20 protein-coding genes are annotated in these 20,747 nt (G+C 28.7%); 10 read left to right on the top strand and 10 right to left on the bottom strand.

The annotated features are described in order from the left end of the window. Nucleotides 1–9 precede the first annotated feature (9 nt). Genes ABXT52_RS06220 through ABXT52_RS06200 form a run of 5 tightly spaced genes read right to left on the bottom strand, consistent with a single transcriptional unit; the run spans nt 10 to nt 5,154 of the window. Entirely contained in the window at nt 10–1,506 is a 1,497-nt protein-coding gene (locus ABXT52_RS06220; RefSeq protein ID WP_415271695.1) for a tetratricopeptide repeat-containing sulfotransferase family protein, read from the bottom strand. Further along, on the bottom strand, nt 1,496–2,233 hold the full coding sequence (locus ABXT52_RS06215; RefSeq protein ID WP_415271694.1) for an NlpC/P60 family protein: 738 nt from the start codon (nt 2,231–2,233) through the stop codon (nt 1,496–1,498). The genes ABXT52_RS06220 and ABXT52_RS06215 overlap by 11 nt, the downstream gene beginning before the upstream one ends. Then, nucleotides 2,234–3,706: an AmpG family muropeptide MFS transporter gene (locus tag ABXT52_RS06210; RefSeq protein WP_415271693.1), complete on the bottom strand. Its 1,473-nt coding sequence runs from the start codon at nt 3,704–3,706 to the stop codon at nt 2,234–2,236. A gap of 1 nt (nt 3,707) precedes the next feature. Continuing rightward, nucleotides 3,708–4,382, bottom strand: coding sequence for a potassium transporter TrkG (locus ABXT52_RS06205; protein WP_415271692.1), 675 nt, complete (start codon nt 4,380–4,382; stop codon nt 3,708–3,710). Further along, on the bottom strand, nt 4,354–5,154 hold the full coding sequence (locus tag ABXT52_RS06200; RefSeq protein WP_415271691.1) for a TrkH family potassium uptake protein: 801 nt from the start codon (nt 5,152–5,154) through the stop codon (nt 4,354–4,356). The genes ABXT52_RS06205 and ABXT52_RS06200 overlap by 29 nt, the downstream gene beginning before the upstream one ends. 90 nt (nt 5,155–5,244) lie before the next feature. On the opposite strand from ABXT52_RS06200, the gene ABXT52_RS06195 reads away from it, so the two are divergent. The 4 genes from ABXT52_RS06195 to ABXT52_RS06180 are packed head-to-tail and all read left to right on the top strand — an operon-like array spanning nt 5,245 to nt 8,790. Then, the gene (locus ABXT52_RS06195) at nt 5,245–6,807 is read left to right on the top strand and encodes a lysine--tRNA ligase (protein WP_415271690.1); all 1,563 of its coding nucleotides are present in this window, start codon (nt 5,245–5,247) and stop codon (nt 6,805–6,807) included. After that, nucleotides 6,807–7,859, top strand: coding sequence for a quinone-dependent dihydroorotate dehydrogenase (locus ABXT52_RS06190; protein ID WP_415271689.1), 1,053 nt, complete (start codon nt 6,807–6,809; stop codon nt 7,857–7,859). Before ABXT52_RS06195 ends, ABXT52_RS06190 begins: the two co-directional genes overlap by 1 nt. A gap of 53 nt (nt 7,860–7,912) precedes the next feature. Further along, a complete protein-coding gene (rpmB, locus tag ABXT52_RS06185; protein ID WP_415271688.1) occupies nt 7,913–8,236 on the top strand; it encodes a 50S ribosomal protein L28 in 324 nt (107 codons plus the stop codon). Further along, nucleotides 8,236–8,790 carry a queuosine precursor transporter gene (locus tag ABXT52_RS06180; protein WP_415271687.1) on the top strand — a complete coding sequence of 185 codons (555 nt, stop codon included), beginning with the start codon at nt 8,236–8,238 and terminating at the stop codon, nt 8,788–8,790. The genes rpmB and ABXT52_RS06180 overlap by 1 nt, the downstream gene beginning before the upstream one ends. Here the strand turns inward: ABXT52_RS06180 and speB are convergent. Genes speB through ABXT52_RS06165 form a run of 3 tightly spaced genes read right to left on the bottom strand, consistent with a single transcriptional unit; the run spans nt 8,787 to nt 11,886 of the window. Next, nucleotides 8,787–9,662, bottom strand: coding sequence for an agmatinase (gene speB / locus ABXT52_RS06175; protein ID WP_415271686.1), 876 nt, complete (start codon nt 9,660–9,662; stop codon nt 8,787–8,789). The genes ABXT52_RS06180 and speB overlap by 4 nt on opposite strands. Before the next feature lie 2 nt (nt 9,663–9,664). After that, complete coding sequence (locus ABXT52_RS06170; protein ID WP_415271685.1) at nt 9,665–10,708, bottom strand: 1,9-bis(guanidino)-5-aza-nonane synthase; 1,044 nt, start codon at nt 10,706–10,708, stop codon at nt 9,665–9,667. Beyond that, complete coding sequence (locus ABXT52_RS06165; RefSeq protein WP_415271684.1) at nt 10,708–11,886, bottom strand: type III PLP-dependent enzyme; 1,179 nt, start codon at nt 11,884–11,886, stop codon at nt 10,708–10,710. The genes ABXT52_RS06170 and ABXT52_RS06165 overlap by 1 nt, the downstream gene beginning before the upstream one ends. A 145-nt stretch (nt 11,887–12,031) precedes the next feature. On the opposite strand from ABXT52_RS06165, the gene ABXT52_RS06160 reads away from it, so the two are divergent. Beyond that, nucleotides 12,032–12,595: an ActR/PrrA/RegA family redox response regulator transcription factor gene (locus ABXT52_RS06160; protein WP_415271683.1), complete on the top strand. Its 564-nt coding sequence runs from the start codon at nt 12,032–12,034 to the stop codon at nt 12,593–12,595. Here ABXT52_RS06160 and ABXT52_RS06155 read toward each other — a convergent pair. Then, the gene (locus ABXT52_RS06155; protein ID WP_415271682.1) at nt 12,588–13,139 is read right to left on the bottom strand and encodes a biotin transporter BioY; all 552 of its coding nucleotides are present in this window, start codon (nt 13,137–13,139) and stop codon (nt 12,588–12,590) included. The two genes, ABXT52_RS06160 and ABXT52_RS06155, sit on opposite strands and share 8 nt — an antisense overlap. A 32-nt stretch (nt 13,140–13,171) precedes the next feature. Further along, complete coding sequence (locus tag ABXT52_RS06150; RefSeq protein ID WP_415271681.1) at nt 13,172–14,101, bottom strand: ABC transporter ATP-binding protein; 930 nt, start codon at nt 14,099–14,101, stop codon at nt 13,172–13,174. A 50-nt stretch (nt 14,102–14,151) separates the two neighbouring features. On the opposite strand from ABXT52_RS06150, the gene polA reads away from it, so the two are divergent. From polA to ABXT52_RS06125, 5 genes are read left to right on the top strand one after another with little or no spacing between them, the layout of a single operon-like run. After that, the gene (polA, locus tag ABXT52_RS06145; protein WP_415271680.1) at nt 14,152–16,926 is read left to right on the top strand and encodes a DNA polymerase I; all 2,775 of its coding nucleotides are present in this window, start codon (nt 14,152–14,154) and stop codon (nt 16,924–16,926) included. 50 nt (nt 16,927–16,976) lie between these two features. Then, nucleotides 16,977–17,684, top strand: coding sequence for a response regulator transcription factor (locus tag ABXT52_RS06140; RefSeq protein ID WP_415271679.1), 708 nt, complete (start codon nt 16,977–16,979; stop codon nt 17,682–17,684). After that, on the top strand, nt 17,684–19,222 hold the full coding sequence (locus ABXT52_RS06135; RefSeq protein ID WP_415271678.1) for a sensor histidine kinase: 1,539 nt from the start codon (nt 17,684–17,686) through the stop codon (nt 19,220–19,222). The genes ABXT52_RS06140 and ABXT52_RS06135 overlap by 1 nt, the downstream gene beginning before the upstream one ends. A 43-nt stretch (nt 19,223–19,265) precedes the next feature. Continuing rightward, nucleotides 19,266–20,552: an adenosylhomocysteinase gene (ahcY, locus tag ABXT52_RS06130; RefSeq protein ID WP_415271677.1), complete on the top strand. Its 1,287-nt coding sequence runs from the start codon at nt 19,266–19,268 to the stop codon at nt 20,550–20,552. Next, nucleotides 20,536–20,733 (top strand): tRNA (adenosine(37)-N6)-threonylcarbamoyltransferase complex ATPase subunit type 1 TsaE, encoded by a 198-nt coding sequence (locus ABXT52_RS06125; protein WP_415271676.1) that lies wholly within the window; start codon nt 20,536–20,538, stop codon nt 20,731–20,733. The genes ahcY and ABXT52_RS06125 overlap by 17 nt, the downstream gene beginning before the upstream one ends. The last annotated feature ends 14 nt before the right edge of the window (nt 20,734–20,747 follow it).

The raw sequence follows: 20,747 nt of genomic DNA, 5'->3' as shown, positions 1-20,747 counted from the left end.
CTAAAATGATCAGAATGATTTAACAGCAGATTTATAAATAGGTTTTCTTGCTTGAGCCCAACTAGCAGTTTTTATCGATTTTGGGTTATTTTCATGGTTTAGACAATTTTCATCCCATTCTAAATCACAAAAATTTAATAATTTTTTTATTTCTCCTGTTGGGTTTTCAACTAAATTTTCATAAACTATATTATAAATCTCATTTGGGAATAATTTTTTCCAAAATTCAATATAATTTTGATAAAGAGAATAATACGAAGCGAGGTTATCAAGATTATTAGAAAAAGGTAAAGTCCCAGAAAAAAAATTTTTATAATTAGACCAGCAAATATCAATAGGATCTCTGTTACAATTAATAATTTTTGAGTTTGGAAATATACTTTTTATAAAACCAATATATTTAAAGTTTAATGGCGCCTTATCAGTAAAAACCTTATTTGAAGAATCTATTTTTGATATTTTGGAAATGTATTGTTTTTGCACTATTTCTAATAAATTTTTTAAATCATTATTTTTGATAGTATTTAATTTTTTATTATCTAAAATTTCTTTATGTATAATGTTTGATAAATACGGAAGCTCTCCACCCCCAAAAACATTTGCGTGAGATGATATTATTTGCTCGATTAAGGATGTACCAGATCTAGGCATACCCACTATAAAAATTAATTGGCGTAAGTTTTTATTTATTATAGTTCTATTTACATATTCAGTTGTTTTTTTAATTCTTTCAAATTTTTCAACATCTTGACATATATCATAACTAACAATTTCGTTTAGGTATTCATTCGCTTTGTTAAAGTTTTTAAAAGAGTCTTCATATTTTTTTACATCTTCGAAAGCTTTTCCAAGTGCAAAATGAAGATGTATTAATTGGTTTTTATTAAGAGTTTTATCTTCAATTTTATTAATCATTGTTTTAAGATGATGACTACCATCTCTATATTTTGTAAATGATGTAATTAACCGATCCGCCTCAGTGAATTTTGGATTAATTTCTAAAATTTTATTCAAATGATTCTCTGCATCATTAAATTTACCTAATGTTATATAGATTGATGCTAAGTTAAGTTGTATTTCTACTGAGTCATTGTTGACTAATAAGGATTTTTTATAAAAAAAAATTGCTTCATCTGTCTGATTTAAATCTTTTTTAAGGTTACCAATATTATTTAAAATATTTATATAGTTAGGCGCAACATCAAGTCCTCTTTTAAAATAATGTTCTGCCTCTTCAAAGCTTTCTAACTTGTGTTTACTTATTCCCATGTTGTTCAAAAAATAAGGATTCTTTGGGTTCTTTTTAAGAGCTTCCTCCATAATCTTTACAGAAAGATCAAATTTTCCTAAACTTTGATATGCAATTGATAGTATATTATAAATTATTTGATGACTTCGATTTCGTAATAAACCTTTAGCTTCAGCTATTACCTCATCGAATAGACCAGCACTCAATTTATTGGTTAATACATCAGTTTTTATCTTTAATTGTTGATCAGATATCATTGATTTTTTTAATACTTGTTACATCTAAATTGGATTTTTTCTTAATTTCTAAAACAGTATCTTTAATATTCATTCTCACAACTTTTTTTTTGGGACCATAGGCATGAATTAAATAATTATTATCAAGACAAATTGCAACATGCCCTTTCCAATAAATAAGGTTATTTTTTTTATATATATTTTTTTTATTAACTTTGTTAAAAAATTTTACCTGATCTTTAGTATCTCTTGGACAAAATATGTTATTAAATTTAAAAAAAATTTGAACTAAAGCAGAGCAGTCAATACCCTTGTAGCTATTACCACCCCATTTGTACTTTACATCTTTAAAAATTTTAACATTATCAAAAAGTTTATTTTTATTTTTAATGAGGTTCACATCTTTTTTTTTAATCCAGTATTTATCAAAATTATAAAATTCACCTTTATACTTTTTTACTTTGATCAATGAACAAAAGCTAATCTGTTTATCTAATTTAGATTGTATATTAGGCTTAGTATATAGAGAAGCTTTTAAAACTGAAATCTTATGTGTTTGTTTTTCATTTTCAGGAAAATTTCCCCTTGTAATATATCCAACATAATTATCATAAGAAGTTTTAATTTTTAATGTACTATTAAGTCTTTTAATTATTTTAAATTTATCTCCATACAAAAGTTGCGTAGATATTTTTTTCTTGGAAGAACTATCTTCGTAAACATTTAGAATTAATCTATTATTTATCATTCAATTTTTTATTGGAGCTACTTTTGATAGCCATATTATTAATATTAATACTGGTACACCAAGTAAAGCAGTAACTATAAAGTAATTTGAATAACCGATAGCATCAACCCAACTACCAGAATAACCAGCGACTAATTTAGGTATAAAAAGCATTACCGAGCTAAATAGTGCATATTGTGTTGCTGTAAACTTTATAGATGTTAGGCCAGATAAATAGACCACAAAAGCGGCACCAGCAAATCCACTTGCAATATTATCAGCAGTAATTACAGCTATTAAAAATTTAATGCTCGCCTCAGATATAGCAAGCCAGGCAAATAATAAATTACTACAAGAGGCTATCAACGCACCTAAAAATAATGATTTCATCGTTCCAAATTTTAAACAAAAAAATCCACCCAAAAACCCACCTATTATTGTAGCAAAGACACCAAAAAATTTTGAATATGTTGCTATTTGATTTATGTTAAACCCTTTTTCAAGATAAAATATATTTGCCATGACGCCCATTACAACATCTGCTATTCTGTAAAGCCCTATTAGTAAGAGTATGGAAAAAGCAAACTTTCCATATCTTTCTATAAAATTTAATATTGGATCAAAATATATCTTCTTAACTTTTTTTTTAGAAATATATTTAGTGTTTATTAAGAAGAAAATAATAATTCCAAAAAAAGAAAAACATAAAATAATTCTCATAACAGAGAATAAGAATTTTTTTAGTATTTCACTTGTTTCAAAGGGATTTTCAATAAAGTTATATAAAAAAATAAAGCCAGCTAATGAAAGAATGAAAATGAATAAAAATTTTGCATGCTCATTGATTTTTAAGATATTTTTTTTGTTTATTTTAGGTTCTTCTGACCATAAAGTTGTTGCTATGCCAACAAGCATAAATAGAGCCATAATTAAATAAACAATTTTCCATACATCTTTATTATATATTTCACTACCAAAGTAAGATGCGATCCATAAACTGCCTGCACCACCAACTAACATTGCTAACCTATATCCCGCTATATACATGGATGAAAGTGGACCCTGTAAATATTGTGGTGCTGACTCTATCCTGAATGCATCAACCACAATATCTTGTGTAGAACTAAATATGGCTAAAGATGTTATTGATATTGTAATAAATATTAAGCTTTTCGCAGGGTCTGTTAATGAAGTTAAAATTAATGAAATAATAATCATCAATTGAGTAAAGAGCAACCATCCTCTTCTGTGCCCTAATTTTTCAAAATAAGGAATTCTAAAGTTATCAACTATTGGGGACCATAAGTATTTAAATGCATAAGCAAAACCTACCCAGCTAAACAGTGTTACAGTACTTCTATCGATACCAGCTTTAAATAGCCAAACAGATAAAGTAGAAAACACTAGAAGTATAGGTAGTCCTGATGAAAATCCAAGAAACAACATCTTTAATGTTTTGTCTTTAAAAAAAATATTAATATTTTTATCTTTCAATTTATTGCCTCCAAAAAGATGGTAGAAATAATACAAGTATTGCAAAAAGTTCTAATCTACCCAATATCATTCCAAGTGTTAAAATCCATTTAGAAATTTCTGGTAAACTTGAAAAATTGCTATTAGGGCCAATTGTAGAACCTAATCCTGGACCAACATTTGAGATTGAGGTTGCAGCACCCGAAATTGAAGTAACAAAATCTAAACCACTTAAAGACAGGAATGCAGTTATTAAAAAAAATACAACTAAATAAAGAAAAATAAAAGAGATGATAGAAGCCATAAATTTTTCATCTACATTATTTTTGTCATATTTTATTATAAAGATACCTTTAGGGTAAATAATTTTTTTTAATTGATTAACAATAAAAAGATATAAAATTTGAATTCTAAAAATTTTAATTCCACATGTAGTGGAACCAGCACATCCACCAATGAACATTAAAGTTAAAAAGAAGATGAGTGGGAAATTACCCCATCCATCGAATTCACCAGTAACATATCCCGTACCACTTAAAATAGAAATAACATTAAAAGAAATAGCCCTAATATTTATCTGAGAAAAATCTTTGTTATGAAAAAACAAATAAATAAAAAGTATAATAATTGAAAAAATAATAATTTTAAAAAAAAATTTTATTTGAACATCAGAAAAAAAAAATTTTTCTATCACCATTTAAAAATTTTATATAAGCAATAAAAGGTAAACTACCCAATATGATGAAAACCATGGATGAAATTTCGATAGGTAGGCTATTAAAATATCCAATTGATTCGTTATAATTTGAAAAGCCACCGGTTGCTATCGTGGTCATTGAATGAGTTAAGCTATCAAAAATATTCATACCAAAAATTTTGTATGTGGCAGCACAAAACACTGTTAGACCTAAATAAATATAAATCAGTCTAAGAGAAATTTCTTTCGATTTTGGTAATAACTTTTCTGAAGAATCGTTACTTGAAATTTTAAATAATTGCATTCCACCGACATTCATTATTGGCATTAAAGTTATTGCCATTACAATAACACCAATTCCTCCTAACCACTGAAGCATTGCTCGCCACAAAAGTATCGATTTAGGGGCGCCTTCTAAGTTTTGAATAATTGTTGACCCTGTCGTGGTAATCCCAGACATACTTTCAAAAAAAGAGTCAGTAATTGACAGTTCAAGAGTAGAAAAAATAAAAGGCAAAGAACCAAATATTGCAATACTTAACCAAGATAGAGCAGTTAATAAGAATGCTTGCTGCAGATTTAATTTTTTATCATGATTTAAATTTGTTAAAAAAAATAAAACACCAAATATTATAGAAATTATAGAGCCTCCAATAAAGGAAGAATCAATTTCTGAATAAATAAACTGGAATATAATCGGAATCATCATAGAAATTCCAAGAATAATTTGCAAAACACCCAAGGTAAAAAAAACAGTTTTATAATTAGACATTTTGAAAGAACATTATTTTATGGTAAATAAATTTCAACTCTATAAGAATTAATAAAAACAGCAAATATATGATATTTGCCATTAAACAAAGTGATTGAAAAAAATAATTTAGACAAAACTAACGCGTGGCCTTTTGTTGAGGCTAAAAAATTACTGCGTGAAAGAAAATCCTTTATTGCTAAAAAGGGTAAAATAATCTTACAAACAGGTTATGGTCCAAGTGGGTTGCCCCATATAGGTACATTTGGTGAAGTTGCAAGAACATCGATGATGGTTAATGCTCTAAAACAACTCACTGACACACCAACAGAAATCATAACTTTTTCTGATGACATGGATGGCTTTAGGAAAGTTCCAGAAAACGTTCCAAATCAAGAGCTCTTAAATAGAAATCTTCACAAACCTTTAACTCAAGTGCCCGATCCATTTGAAAAATTTTCAAGTTTTGGTGAGCATAATAATGAAATGTTAAAAGATTTTTTAAATAAATTTAATTTTGAATATAACTTTCAAAGTTCTTCAGTTCTTTATAAGGGTGGTTTTTTTAACCCCACATTACAGATAATCCTAGAAAATTATCAAGGTATTATGGATATAATTCTTCCAACACTTGGTAAGGAAAGACAAAGAACCTACAGTCCATTTTTACCAATTTGTCCAGATACTGGTAAGGTTTTAGAAATTCCAGTTTTAGAAATCTTAAAAGAAAAATCTAAAATTATCTTTGATAATAATGGAAAAAAACTTGAGGTAAGTATCTTAGATGGAAATTGTAAATTACAATGGAAAGTGGATTGGGCAATGAGGTGGTATGCCCTCGATATAGATTTTGAAATGTATGGAAAAGATTTAATAGAAAGTGCAATATTATCTTCAAGAATAGTTAAATTGATTGGCAAAACAAACCCATCCGGCTTTGCTTATGAACTATTTTTAGATGAAAAAGGTGAGAAAATTTCAAAGTCAAAAGGTAATGGGATCACCATTGATCAGTGGTTAGAATATGCGTCTCCTGAAAGTCTTTCATTGTACATGTATCAAAATCCTAAAAGAGCAAAAAAACTATACAAAGAAATAGTTCCAAAAACAGTTGATGAATATTTAGATTTTGTAGAAAAAGCTAAAAATCAAAATGAATTACAGTTACTAATGAATCCAGTTTGGCATGTACATAATGGATTAATTCCTAAAGAAGATACTATTATGAGTTTTTCAATGCTTTTAAATTTAGTGGAGGCAAGTAATGCAGATTCCAAGGAATTACTTTGGAAGTTTGTAAAAAAATATAAAAAAGATATCTCAGAAAAAGATCATATAATTTTTGACAATTTAATTGGCTACGCTATTAAATACTTTAACGATGTAATCAAAATTCAAAAAAAATATAAGAAACCAGATTCAAACGAAAAAATTGCATTAGATGCTCTAGTAAAGACTCTTGATGATTGTAATGATGCAATGTTACCTGAAGATATTCAAACATTAATTTACTCAACTGGAAAAGAAAATGGATATTCAGAAAATCTACGTGATTGGTTTAAATTGATTTATGAAGTCGTATTTGGAGATGAAAATGGTCCAAGAATGGGCTTTTTTATAAGCTTCTTTGGAGTTAACGAAACTAAAAAATTAATAACAGAAAAAATAAAATAATGTTTTCAAAATTAAGATCACTAATTTTTAAAATTGATCCTGAAACTGCTCATAATTTAGCAATTAAATCTTTAAGATTAAATTTGACACCAAATTTAAAGGATGAAAATAAAGATGATCCAATGTTCAAGACTAAACTATTTGGTAAAGAAATAGATAATCCAATTGGAATGGCTGCTGGATTTGATAAAAATGCTGAAGTTTATAATTCTTTATTTAAACTTGGATTTGGGTTTGTTGAGGTGGGGACCGTTACACCATTTAAACAGTATGGAAATCCAAAACCAAGAGTATTTAGATTGGTGGAAGACGAAGCACTTATAAATAGATTAGGATTTAATAATTTAGGATCAGAAAGTGTAAGTAACAGAATTCGATCAAATTTGAATAAGGGCTTATTAGGAATTAATATAGGTCCAAATAAAGATAGTGATGATAGGCTAAATGATTATTTAATTGGTCTTAGAACCTTTCATGATATCGCTGACTATATTACAATTAATATTTCCTCACCTAACACAGAAAACTTAAGAAGTTTTCATGATGAAACTAAATTTGACGAATTAATGAATTTAGTTAAAGAAGAAAAAATTAAGCTTAAATCTAAAATACCAATTGTTGTAAAAATTTCTCCTGATATTTCAGATGAACAAATTGAAGCATTAAGTAAAATATTGTTAGAACATAAAGTAAGTGCAATAATTGTTTCAAATACAACTGCAGGAAATAGAGGTAAATTAAACAATATACTGAAACATCAAAAGGGTGGTTTATCTGGAAAGCCTCTTGAAGAAAAGGCCAATAAATTAATAAGTAAGTTTTACAGATTATTAAAAAATAAAATTGAAATTATTGGAGTAGGTGGTGTGGACTCAGGAGAAAGTGCACATAGAAAATTTTTAGCTGGTGCAAGCTATGTTCAATTATATACTGGTATGGTTTTTCAGGGCCCCAATATTGTTGGAAAAATAAAAAAAGAGTTAAAAGAAATATTAATTACTGATGGGATCGGGAATTTTAGAGAAATAATAGGCAAGAAACAGCCTAATTAAAGCTAATAAACTTGACGAGGTCACTAACTCATCTTATATAATCAATAAATATTATGTCTAAAAAATGTGAATTAACCGGCAAAATACCTATGAAAGGTCACAATGTTAGTCATGCTAACAATAAGACTAATAGAAGATTTTTACCAAATTTAAAAAAAACAAAATTTAAAAGTGAACTTTTAAAAAGAAGCTTAACTTTAACAGTTAGCAATGCAGGTGTTAGATGTGTTGATAAAAAAGGTACCTTTGATGAATTTTTAAAGACTGCAAGAAATAAAAATATATCACCAAGATTAAAAAAATTAAAAAAAAGTATATTAATTAAGTCACCATTCGTTAAAAAAACACCCAAAGTATTCCCTAGCAAATCAGCTTAATGAAAAAGTTTTTTATACTACTCTCATTTATAATGGGAGTTGTTGTTTTAACTTCAAATTATTTAGTACAATTTCCGATCAATTATTATGGTTTGGAAGAAATATTAACTTATGGAGCTTTTAGTTATCCAGTTGCATTTTTAATTACAGATTTAGCTAATAGATCTTATGGCAAGGTTGTAGCTAGAAAAATTGTTTATGTTGGTTTTATTATAGGGATTGTATTTACTCTTTTCTTTTCAACAAATTTTGCAGACTTAATTTCAGTCAGAATTGCTATAGGTTCAGGCACAGCATTTATGGTTGCGCAGTTGTTGGATGTTCAAATTTTTGACTATTTAAGAAAAAAGAAATGGTTTGTTGCTCCATTAACTTCATCGTTAATTGGGTCTACTGTTGATACCTTTTTATTCTTCTCTATCTCATTTTACGCAACTGGAATACCATGGGTTACTTTATCTCTAGGTGACTTAGCGGTTAAAATATTCGTAGCTTTAGCAATGTTAATTCCATTCAGATTATTATTGGGAACTCTTAAAGCTTCAAAAGCTTAGTATAAAAATTTGTACGATAAAATTTTATAAGCAAGTTTTGCTACAAGAAAATTGTAAGAATTAAAACCTTTTATAGGTGAAAGTTCATTTATATCTGCACCAACAATATTAGAGTTCTTAGCAGCTATCCGTATAATATTTAAAGTTTCATCCCATAATAGTCCACCTGGTTCAGGTGTACCTGTTGCGGGCATTATACTTGAATCTAAACCATCAACATCAAATGTTAAATAAACTGTTTTATTCTTTATCATTTTTTTAAATTTTTTTAAGTCCCATTTACTTTTGTCTTTTGCCCAAAAGATATCAATTCTAGATGAGTTTTTTTTTAAGAATGGTATTTCACTTTGAGATATATTTCTGATCCCAAATGAGATTATTGAAACATTTTTATGATCAAGACATCTCCTAATAGCTGAGGCATGAGAAAATTTTTCTCCATTATAACTCTCCCTTAAATCTGCATGTGCATCAAAATGTAGTAGGCATATTTCTTTGTGTTTTTTTACAAATGGAGCAATACATCCAGGTGTTATTGAGTGCTCCCCACCAAAAGTGATTGGAAATAGTTTTTTATCTAATATTTCTTGATTTATATCAGACATCTTTTTAAGAGCTTTTTTAATGTCTTTATCAATTTTAAATGGTTTTAAAGTTTTAATTCCAATTTTTTTGTAAGGCTCACAATGTAATTCTTCATCATATAATTCAACTTGATGTGATGCTTTGATAATTTCTTTAGGGCCATTACGAGTGCCACCACCATAACTTACAGTTTTTTCTAAACCAAATGGAACAACTACTACTTTTTCTTTAAAATTAACATTATTGTCAATTCCTAGAAACCCATTTTTATTAGAAAGATATTTCAATTTTATTTAAATATTTTTGAGAAGTTTTTTCTCATTCTATTTTTCCAGTCACCTTTATGATAAGCATCACTTGCAATCAAAGGAAGGACACTAGTTGCTTCTGCAAAAACCATTTGTTCTTTTGCAATATCTACTTTACCCCAAGAACTTGCTTCTTTTAATGTGGAGCTACTACAAGCACCATCCCTAGAATCTGCCACTGTAATTTGCACTGCATACTTATGCATCTCAACCTCTTTTCCTAAAAGTTCAGCACAGATAACAGTATCTTGAACAAAATTTTTTGGTACTCCTCCACCAATCATAAATAAGCCAGATCCTTTCGATTGAATCTTTATTTCAGTTAATTCACGAAGTTCTCTAATAGAATCTATCGTAATATGGTTTTTAGGGTTATTTTCTTGGTGGGTGACCAATCCAAAACCAGCACTTGAGTCTGTAAATGCGGGACAAAAAATGGGAACATTATTGTCATATGCTGTTTCAATTAAAGAATCTTTTTTTTTAGAATTTTTCTTTAAATATTTTCCCATTTCATAGATGAATTCTCTCGATGTATAACTTCTTGGATCAAGTGTATCTGCTATTTCACATATTTTTTGATCACATTCCTGTAATTCTTCTTCATCAATATATGTATCATAAATCCTATCTATATAATTTTTTCTTAATTCAGTGTCATCTTGAAACTGTGAACCTTGGTAATGTTTAAAGCCTAAAGCTTCAAAAAAATCCATATCAACTATTGAAGCTCCTGTAGCAATAATTGCATCAACCATATTATATTTAACTAAATCTTTATAAATATTCATACATCCTGCGGCAGAAGTTGACCCAGCAAGTGTTAAAAAAATTGTGCAATCCTTATCTTGAATCATTTCATTAAAAATATTGGCTGCATTTGCTGTTTCTCTTGAAACAAAAGACATTTTTTCCATTGAGGAAATTATTTTCCTTGCATCAAATGAAGTAATATCGATGTGTTCAACTGGATTTTGTAAGAAGCTTTTTTTGCTATTATGAGTTAAATTTTTGTTTTCTGACATTAAGCAACTAATATACCTTTATTGCTCTCTTTACCATATAACGTCATTATAGGTTCGTCTTCTACTTCATAAATTTCATTAGAATAAAAACCATTAAATTGAGTTCTGAAAGTTAGACCGTAGGCCCCAAGTTGACCTAGCTCAATATAATCATTTTCCTTAATATTATTTGGAAGTAGAAATGGTCCCTTCATGTAATCCATACTATCACAAGTAGGGCCATAAAAATCAAAAGCAGTTAGTTTTTTTGATATTGCTTTTCCACTTTTAATCAAACGAGAAGGGTAAACTATGTTTGGTGTACCCGCATCAAAAAGAGTTCCATACGTTCCATCATTTATATAAAGTTTTTGTTTTTTTCTAAGATTTACTCTTACGATTGTTGATCCACTTTCTGCGACTAATGCTCTTCCTGGCTCACATAATATTTCAGGAAGTTTTTCTAACTTTAAATTTGATAAACCTTTTTTTATTTCTTCAAAATAATTATCCAAAGATTGAGGTACTAGATCTGGATAAATTGCAGGAAATCCACCTCCAATATTAATATAATCTGGAATAATTTTAGTTTTTTTTATTATATTTCCAATGTCTGCAATCCCTTTTGTATATGAAATAGGATGCATGCATTGAGATCCCACATGGAAACTTAAACCTATTTTTTGTGCATATTGCTTTGTTAATCTCAATAAAGCAGTCGCCTCAGATATGGACGCTCCAAATTTTTTTGATAAATCTATTTCAGCATGCTCATTTGAAACGGCTACTCTTACAAATAATTCAAGGTCTTTTGCCTCGTTAGTTGTTTCAATAATTTTTATTAATTCATCTTTAGTATCAAGGGAAAAAGCTTTAACATTATGATTAAAATAAGCTTCTTTAATATTTTCTCTACTTTTGACTGTATGCATATATGAACATTTTGCATTAGGATTAATTGCTCTTATATCTTTAATTTCTTGAATAGAGGCTATATCAAAGTTCTCAATCCCACTTTCAACTATTGTTTTTAGTACTTCAGGATGTGGGTTAGTTTTTACTGCATAAAGTACTTTACCAGGAAATTTATTTCTAAAATATGTAGAAGCTAATTGTATTGATTTTTTCCTAATACAATAAATAGGTTTTTCTGGCTTTAGTTGATTTATAAGATCATCAACTGTTTTAAATTTTTGCATTATGTCTCCAAAAAAAATTTAATAAAAAAAAGTTTTTAAAATACTTAAAAACTTTCATATAAATTATGCAATTAAGGCAATAGTTAATTAATGTAAAGTAAATAATAGGTGTTGAAATTATTAGATAAGGCACCATATTAGTTGGATGGCTGAACTGAACAATTTAAAAAAACTTGCTGATTTTGACAATAAAACCTTATTAATTGTTGATGATGACAATCCTTTCAGAGACAGGCTTGCTAGATCAATGGAAAAAAAAGGGTTTGAGGTTTTTCAAGCTGAGAGTGTACAAAAAGGAATACTATCTGTTAAAGAAAAAAAACCAGGCTTTGCTGTTGTTGACCTTAGACTAGCTGATGGAAACGGGCTTCAAGTAGTAAAACAAATTCAAATTTCTAATCCAAGTAGTAGAATTATAATGTTAACAGGATATGGAAATATTCCAACGGCTGTAGCTGCAATTAAAGAAGGTGCAATTGATTATCTTGCAAAGCCAGCAGACGCAGATGATGTTGAGAAAGCATTGCTAGCTGATCCAGAGAAAAAAGCTGAACCACCAGAAAACCCTATGTCAGCTGATAGAGTTAAGTGGGAGCACATTCATAGAGTTTTTGAATTATGTAATAGAAATGTATCTGAAACTGCCAGAAGACTTAAAATGCACAGAAGAACATTACAAAGAATTTTATCTAAAAGATCCCCTAGATAAATTTTCTAAATTTAATAATTTTTTTAGCTAATATAGTTAACAAACAAATCTTAAATAATTCAGCTAATAAGAATGGTGTAACTCCTAACTGAAGAATTGGTTTGTCCCATCCAATTAAAGTTCCCAACCAAATAGCTCCAAATACATAAATTACTGAAACAGAAAATATTAATTTTCCAAAAATTATAAAAATATTTTTATTGAAATTTAAATAGCCTGTGAGAAAAGAAGCAAATAAAAACCCAATTAAATATCCCATTGTTGGACCTGTAAAATAAACTATTCCAATACCTTTTTCTGGTGAGTTAGAAAATACGGGCATACCTAGAATACCCTCTAGAAGATAAACAGCTACAGATGCCAGGCCAATTTTATATCCAAAAGCAATTCCTAAAAAAAGAACTACAAAAGTTTGCATTGTCATAGGCACAGGATAAAATGGTATTTTTAATTTAGCTGAAATTGTTAAAGCCATAGTTCCTATGAAAATTAGAATAAATGTTTTTAATACTTTTTGAATTGAATTAGTTTTTAATAGATCCATATCTACAAATTACTATTTATTAATGTGATAATCTAGTTCTTTATTAGTCTTAAAAAAACATCCTCTAAATCACCATCATCAGTTGAAATGTCTATAATTTTGACGTTATTTTTCTTAATTAAATTAATTAATTCTTCCATATTAATTTTACTTTTTTCATAAGAAATACAAACCTCATTATCTATATGTGAAACTATTTTTAAAGATTCTAGATCATCATCATTAATATTAATCTTTATTTCAGTTTTAAAGGTTACTTTTTTGGTTTGAATTCTGTCTAATAAGTTCTTAGTGCTGTCTAGAGCAACGATATTTCCTTTATTTAATATAGCTATTCTTCCACACATTTCCTCAGCCTCCTCAAGATAATGAGTTGTGAGAATGATAGTTACACCAAGTTCATTGAGTAATTTTACATTTTTCCATAAATTTTGTCTTAACTCAACATCAACGCCAGCTGTAGGCTCATCCAAAATAACTATTGGTGGCTGATGAACTAGAGCTTTAGCCATTAGTAATCGTCTTTTCATTCCACCAGATAAACTTCTAGCATAGCTGTTAGCTTGTTTTTCTAGGGATACCAATTTTAGAATCGTATCTGTAATTCTATCTTTTTCTTTAATTCCATAGAGACCAGCCTGTAATTCTAATAATTTTCTTGGACTAAAAAATGGATCAAGATTTACTTCTTGTGGAACTATTCCAACTGAAGCTCTAACTTGTCTTGGGTTCTTATCTAAGTCAAAACCCCAGACATTTACTTGTCCGGCTGTTTTTATCACTGTTCCAGCTAAAATATTTATAAATGTTGTTTTTCCAGCACCATTAGGACCAAGAAGACCAAAAATTTCCCCTTCTTTCACGTCCAAGTTTAAATCATTTAACGCAAGGTTGTCCTCAGCTTGTTTACTTGAATAAATTTTTTTTAAATTTTTAACAGAAAGTATATTTTTTTGCTCCATGCATGTTAATACATTTATAGTATTTAAAATAATTAAGATAATATTATTTAATGGATAAAATAAAAAAAACAGATCATTTTTATTTAATAGATGGTTCGGGTTATATTTTTAGAGCTTATTACGCATTGCCACCCCTAACTAGAAAAAGTGATGGTCTTCCAGTTGGTGCGGTTAGTGGATTTTGCAGTATGTTATTTAAACTATTAGAGGACTCAAAATCAAATGAAAACCTTCAAAAACCTACACACTTTGCAGTAATATTTGATGCGGCTAGAAAAACTTTTAGAAATGAAATTTATTCAGACTACAAAGCTAATAGATCAGAAGCCCCAGATGATTTGGCACCACAATTTGAATACATAAGAAAGTCTGTAGTTGCTTTTAATTTACCGTCTGTAGACCTTCCAAACTATGAAGCAGATGATTTAATAGCTACTTATGTAGAACAAATTTTAGCAAAGGGTGCGAAAGTAACAATAGTCTCTTCAGATAAGGACTTGATGCAACTGTACAGAAAAGATGTTCGTATATTCGATCCAATGAAAAATAAGTTTATAACACCCGAAGATATTGTGAATAAATTTGGAGTGGGTCCAGAAAAAGTTATAGATGTTCAATCCTTAGCCGGAGATAGTAGTGATAATGTTCCTGGAGTTCCAGGTATAGGAATTAAAACTGCAGCAGAACTGATTAATAAGTATGGAACTTTAGAAAAGCTACTAGATAACGCACAAGAAATAAAACAAAACAAACGAAGAGAAACACTTATAGAAAACAAAGATAAAGCGATAATTAGTAAAAAATTAGTGACACTGATGAAGGATGCTCCAGTTGAAAGAAAGATAGAAGAATTTCATTTAAAGGAGATTGATAAAGATAAGCTATATAAATTTTTGAGAGAAATGGAGTTTAATAGGCTACTTAGCTCTGTCATTTCTGCATATGGAGAGCCTGAGCTAGGAGAAATCACAAAAGAGACAAGACCTGAAAAAAAACAACAAAATATAAATAAAAAAAATTATCATCTAATCACTAATGAAAAAGAAATAGATGAGTGGATTAACGAAGCAGAAGAAGCAGGAGAACTAGCAATTGATACTGAAACTAGTTCATTAGATGCACATCAAGCTGATCTAGTAGGAATTTCATTAAGCACTAAAATTGGTAAAGCTTGTTACATTCCAATTAGTCATAAGTTTAAGGGATGCTTAAAAAAAGAAGCTGTAATTAAAAAACTAAAACCACTTTTAGAAGACAAGAGTGTAAAGAAGATTGGTCAAAATATTAAATTTGATTTTATTGTCTTGTTTAAACAGGGAATAAATATGAATTCAATGGAAGATACAATGTTGATGTCTTATGTATTAGATGCTGGAAAAAATAGACATAACATGGATACCTTGTCTGAGATTCATCTACAGCATAAAACGATTTCATTTAAAGAAATAGTTGGCACGGGTAAGAAAGAAATAAATTTTAGTGATGTAGAGCTAGATAAGGCAATGGAGTATGCTGCTGAAGATGCTGATATTACTTATAGATTATACAAAGTATTTAGTAAAAATTTAAAATTAGAAAAATTAACTAATATTTATGAGATATTTGAAAAACCTTTAATTAAAATACTAGCATTTATGGAAATTGAAGGAATTAAAATTGATAACAAATTTTTAAAGGTATTGTCTGAAAAATTTGAAAAAAAAATCAATAAACTAGAAAAAGAAGTTTTTAAAATTTCAAAAAAAGAATTTAATATTGCTTCACCAAAACAATTAGGTGAAATTATTTACAATGATTTAAAGATTGCCGTACTTAAAAAAACTAGAAAAGGAAGCTTTGCTACAAATGCAAGTGTGTTAGAAGACTTAGCATTTAAAGGACATGAATTTCCTAAATTAATTTTAGATTGGCGACAAGTATCTAAACTTAAAAATACTTATTCAGATGCCTTACCTGAACATATAAATCCAACAACCAAACGAGTTCATACCTCATTCTTGTTGGCAGCAACAACAACAGGAAGATTAGCTTCGAGTGATCCAAATCTACAAAATATTCCTATTAAATCAGAGGATGGAAAGAATATAAGAAAAGCCTTTATAGCAGAAAAAGATTTCACATTAATATCTGCAGATTATAATCAGATAGAAATGAGAATTTTAGCTGACTTGGCAGAAGTTAAAGAATTGAAAAAAGCGTTTAGTAATAATGAAGATATTCACTCACTTACAGCAAGCCAAGTATTTAATATTGATATTAAAAAAGTAGACCAAGATATGAGAAGGAAGGCCAAGGCTATTAATTTTGGAATAATTTATGGCATTTCACAATATGGACTTGCAAAACAAATCAACGTTTCAAATCATGAAGCAGATGAATTTTTAAATGCCTATTTTTTAAAATTTCCTGAAATAAAAATTTATATGGACAATACAATTAAGTTTTGTAGAAAAAGTGGCTATGTAAATAATATTTTTGGTCGTAGATCTCATTTTAACGGTATTAATGACAAAAACTTCAATGTAAGAAACTTTCAAGAAAGAGCAGCAATCAATGCGCCCATTCAAGGTTCAGCATCTGAAATCATGCGACTTGCAATGATTAGACTTAATAAAAAATTTGAAAGCATTAAAAATAATAAATCAAAAATATTATTACAAATTCATGATGAGCTAATTTTTGAGGTTCCGGTAAAAGAGGTTAAAAATATAACTGAAATAATCAAGGATGAAATGACAAGTGTTACAGAAAGTGATTTACACACTTTTTCAACACCATTGACGGTAGATTTGAATACAGGGGATAATTGGGGAATACTTCATTAATTTATCTCCATTGCCTAAATTAGAACAATTTAGTATTTTTAAAGTAGATTATGCAAACACAAACAATAGCTCTTATTGACGATGATAGAAATATACTCACAAGTATAAGCATAGCTCTCGAAAAAGAGGGCTTTAACGTTCAAACTTACATTGATGGAGAAAGTGCTTTGATTGGTTTAACTAGAAATCCACCGAATCTTGCCGTTATTGATATAAAAATGCCAAAAATGGATGGCGAAGAACTTTTAAAAAAGTTAAGAAAAAAAACTTCCTTACCTGTAATTTTTTTAACTTCAAAAGATGATGAGATAGACGAACTGTTAGGCTTAAAGTTGGGTGCAGATGATTTTATAAAAAAGTCAGGAGGTTTTTCCATTAAAGTTTTAATAGAGAGAATAAGGGTTCAGCTTAGAAAAAAAGATATTAACAATAATCTTGAAGACACAAAAAATATTATTTCACATGGGAAGCTAAAACTTGACCCCTCGCAACTTGAATGTGAATGGGATAGCAAACAATTACCAGATAAACTTACCACTACAGAATTTTTAATAGTTAAAGAACTAGCAAAGAGACCAGGAATAATAAAAGAAAGAGCTCAACTCATGGATATTGCTTATCGAGAGGATACAGATATTGAGGATAGAACCATTGATAGTCATGTTAAAAGAATTAGAAAAAAATTTAAAAAAGTTGACCCTGATTTTACAGCTATAGAAACAAGATATGGCAGTGGATACAGATGGAACGTTAGTTAATGTTCAACAATTTTCTAAAAAGTTTATCTATATTAAAAAAATTTTTATTTATTAATTTAGTTATTTTTTTGATTATAGGGTTTTTAACAGTCCTTTACATTAGCAACGCAAAACCTAATTTAATAAAGAATAAAACATCCAAGCATATTAAGATAATTAATAATACAATTGAACATATTTTAAGGTTAAATATAAAATTTGAAGAAGAAGATATTAGAAGATTTTTATTTTCAACAAGATTTTTATTTCAAAACTTAGATAGAGTTATCTTATTTGATAATCAATTTAATTTAGTAGGTGATACTGATACGCTAGATTTAGACCCGAGATCCTTTTCTAGCAGGCTAGATATAGTCGAGTTAGAAATTTTAAATGAAAAAAAAAACAAAAAAATTGTAGAAACAAAAAATATAAATAAAGAGAAAACAGTTTCGCTTAAAGATGTTCTTACTAATTATTCGTGGTCAAAAAATTATGGAAAACCCTTTACCTTTACCCAGGAAGGCTATGACCAGTTTTTGTTAACAACAGTTAAAAATATAACATTGAATGGAGTTAATATCGGATACTTAGTAATCACAGAAAATGCTAATGATATAAAATCTGCTATTGATGAAAGAAAAACATTTATTCTAAGAACAGCAATATTTATAGCTATAGTAATATTTATATTCTCTTTTGTCTTAAATAGATATTTTCTTAAGCCTATAAAAAACTTAGTATTGTATACAAAAATTATAAAAGAAAAGAGTAAAAAAAAAACAAATATTAATGAACTTAAAAGTAGAAATGATGAGCTAGGAACTCTGTCAAATTCGTTAGATGATATGACAAGTGAACTTCAAAAAAGAATTTCACATGCGGAAAATTTTTCAACTGACCTTGTTCATGAAATAAGAAATCCCCTAACATCATTAAAAAGTGCTTCAGAAATATTGAATGATACTGATAATCAAGCTCAAAGAAGTAAATTAATTAATATTCTCAATCACGATGTTCAAAGAATTGAAAGATTAATCACTGACTATTCTCAAATATTAAAAGACGAGGTTGCATTAAGTAAAGAAAAAATGAAAAAAATTAATCTTAAGTTAATTGCAAGATCTGTAGTAGATGATTTTAATAACATTTATGAAGCAAAAAGAGGAATCAAAATAATGTTAAATGATCAAGATGATCAAGAAGAGTATATTGTTAATGGAATAGAAAATCGAATTGAACAAATTATTGCAAATTTATTAGATAATTCAATTTCATTTAGCGAGGATAACAAAAAAATCTTAGTTGAAATTTATAAAGGAGATAAAGATAAAATTATTTTAAAAGTTATTGATGAAGGTAAAGGGTTTAAAGAATCAGATACAAAAAAAATATTTAATAGATTCTATAGTAATAGACCAGATACTTTTGGTGAACACTCTGGTTTAGGTTTAAATATAGTAAAAAACCTTGTTGATCTTCATGGTGCTACTATTAATGCATCAAACAACGTAACACAAGAAGGTGCAAATGTTGAGATTGTCTTCCCTAAAGTCTAATCATAAGTTGATTAATTAAATTTTTATTATATAAAACTGAGCAATGGATGATTTTAAAGTTAAAGATATATCTCTAGCAGACTATGGAAGAAAGGAAATTTCAATAGCTGAAAGTGAAATGCCTGGCTTAATGGCATTAAGAGAAGAATATTCAGGAAAAGCACCTTTAAAAGGAGCAAGAATATTAGGATGTCTTCATATGACAATCCAAACAGCAGTTTTAATCGAAACTTTAGTAGAGCTTGGGGCAGAAGTTAGATGGTCTTCTTGTAATATTTTTTCAACACAGGATCATGCTGCTGCTGCAATAGCTAAAGCAGGAATACCAGTTTTTGCCTGGAAAGGTGAAACTGAAGAGGAAGCTGTATGGTGTATAAGACAAACAATTGAAGGTAAAAAAGACTGGAAAGCAAATATGCTATTGGATGATGGCGGTGACCTAACTGCAATGATGCATAACGATTATAAAAATTTATTAAACGAAGTAAAAGGTGTCTCAGAAGAGACAACAACTGGAATTAAAGCATTAAATAAAATGGAAAAAGATGGGTTATTAATGATACCAGCAATTAATGTTAATGACTCAGTTACAAAATCAAAATTCGATAACCTGTACGGTTGTAGAGAAAGTTTAGTAGATGGAATTAGAAGAGCAACAGATGTCATGATGTCTGGTAAAGTTGCAATTGTTGCGGGCTTCGGTGATGTTGGAAAAGGCAGCGCTGCATCTTTAAGACAAAGTGGAGCAAGAGTTATGGTTACAGAAGCGGATCCAATTTGTGCACTACAAGCTGCAATGGAAGGTTATGAGGTAGTTTTAATGGATGAAGCAATAAGTAAAGCGGATATTATTGTTACAGCTACAGGAAATATAGACATCGTTACTGCGGATCATATGAGAAATATGAAAGATAGAGCAATACTATGTAATATTGGTCACTTTGATAATGAGATTCAAGTAGAAGCCTTAAAAAATTATAAATGGACAGAAGTAAAACCAGAAGTTGACGAAATAGAATTAGTTGATGGAAAGAGAATTATTCTTTTAGCCAAAGGTAGATTGGTGAATTTAGGTTGTGCAACTGGACACCCAAGTTTTGTAATGAGTGCATCATTTACAAACCAAGTAATGGCACAAATTGAGCTTTGGCATAATCATAAAAATTATAAAAATAAAGTTTATGTGTTACCAAAATCATTAGACGAAAAAGTAGCTATGCTTCACTTAAAGAAAGTAGGAGCAAAACTTACAAAACTATCAAAAGACCAAGCTGACTATATAAGTGTTGAAACAGAAGGTCCATTCAAGCCAGATGCTTATCGCTACTAATAGCGAAAAAATAGATATCTCCTTAGAAGATAAAACATCTGAGTTAGCTAAAAAATTTTCAAAAACACTAAATAAAGGAGATGTAGCTTATTTTCATGGAGAAATAGGTGTAGGAAAAACAACATTTATAAGACACATAATTAATAATCTTCAACAATTAAAAAAAAAAAGATTTAACTGAAGTTACTAGCCCAA

The sequence above is a fragment of the Candidatus Pelagibacter sp. Uisw_121 genome (assembly GCF_047722545.1).
In the GTDB taxonomy this organism is placed as follows: domain Bacteria; phylum Pseudomonadota; class Alphaproteobacteria; order Pelagibacterales; family Pelagibacteraceae; genus Pelagibacter.
Note: the sequence above shows the minus strand (reverse complement) of the source record. Positions and strands in the feature narration are given on the sequence as shown.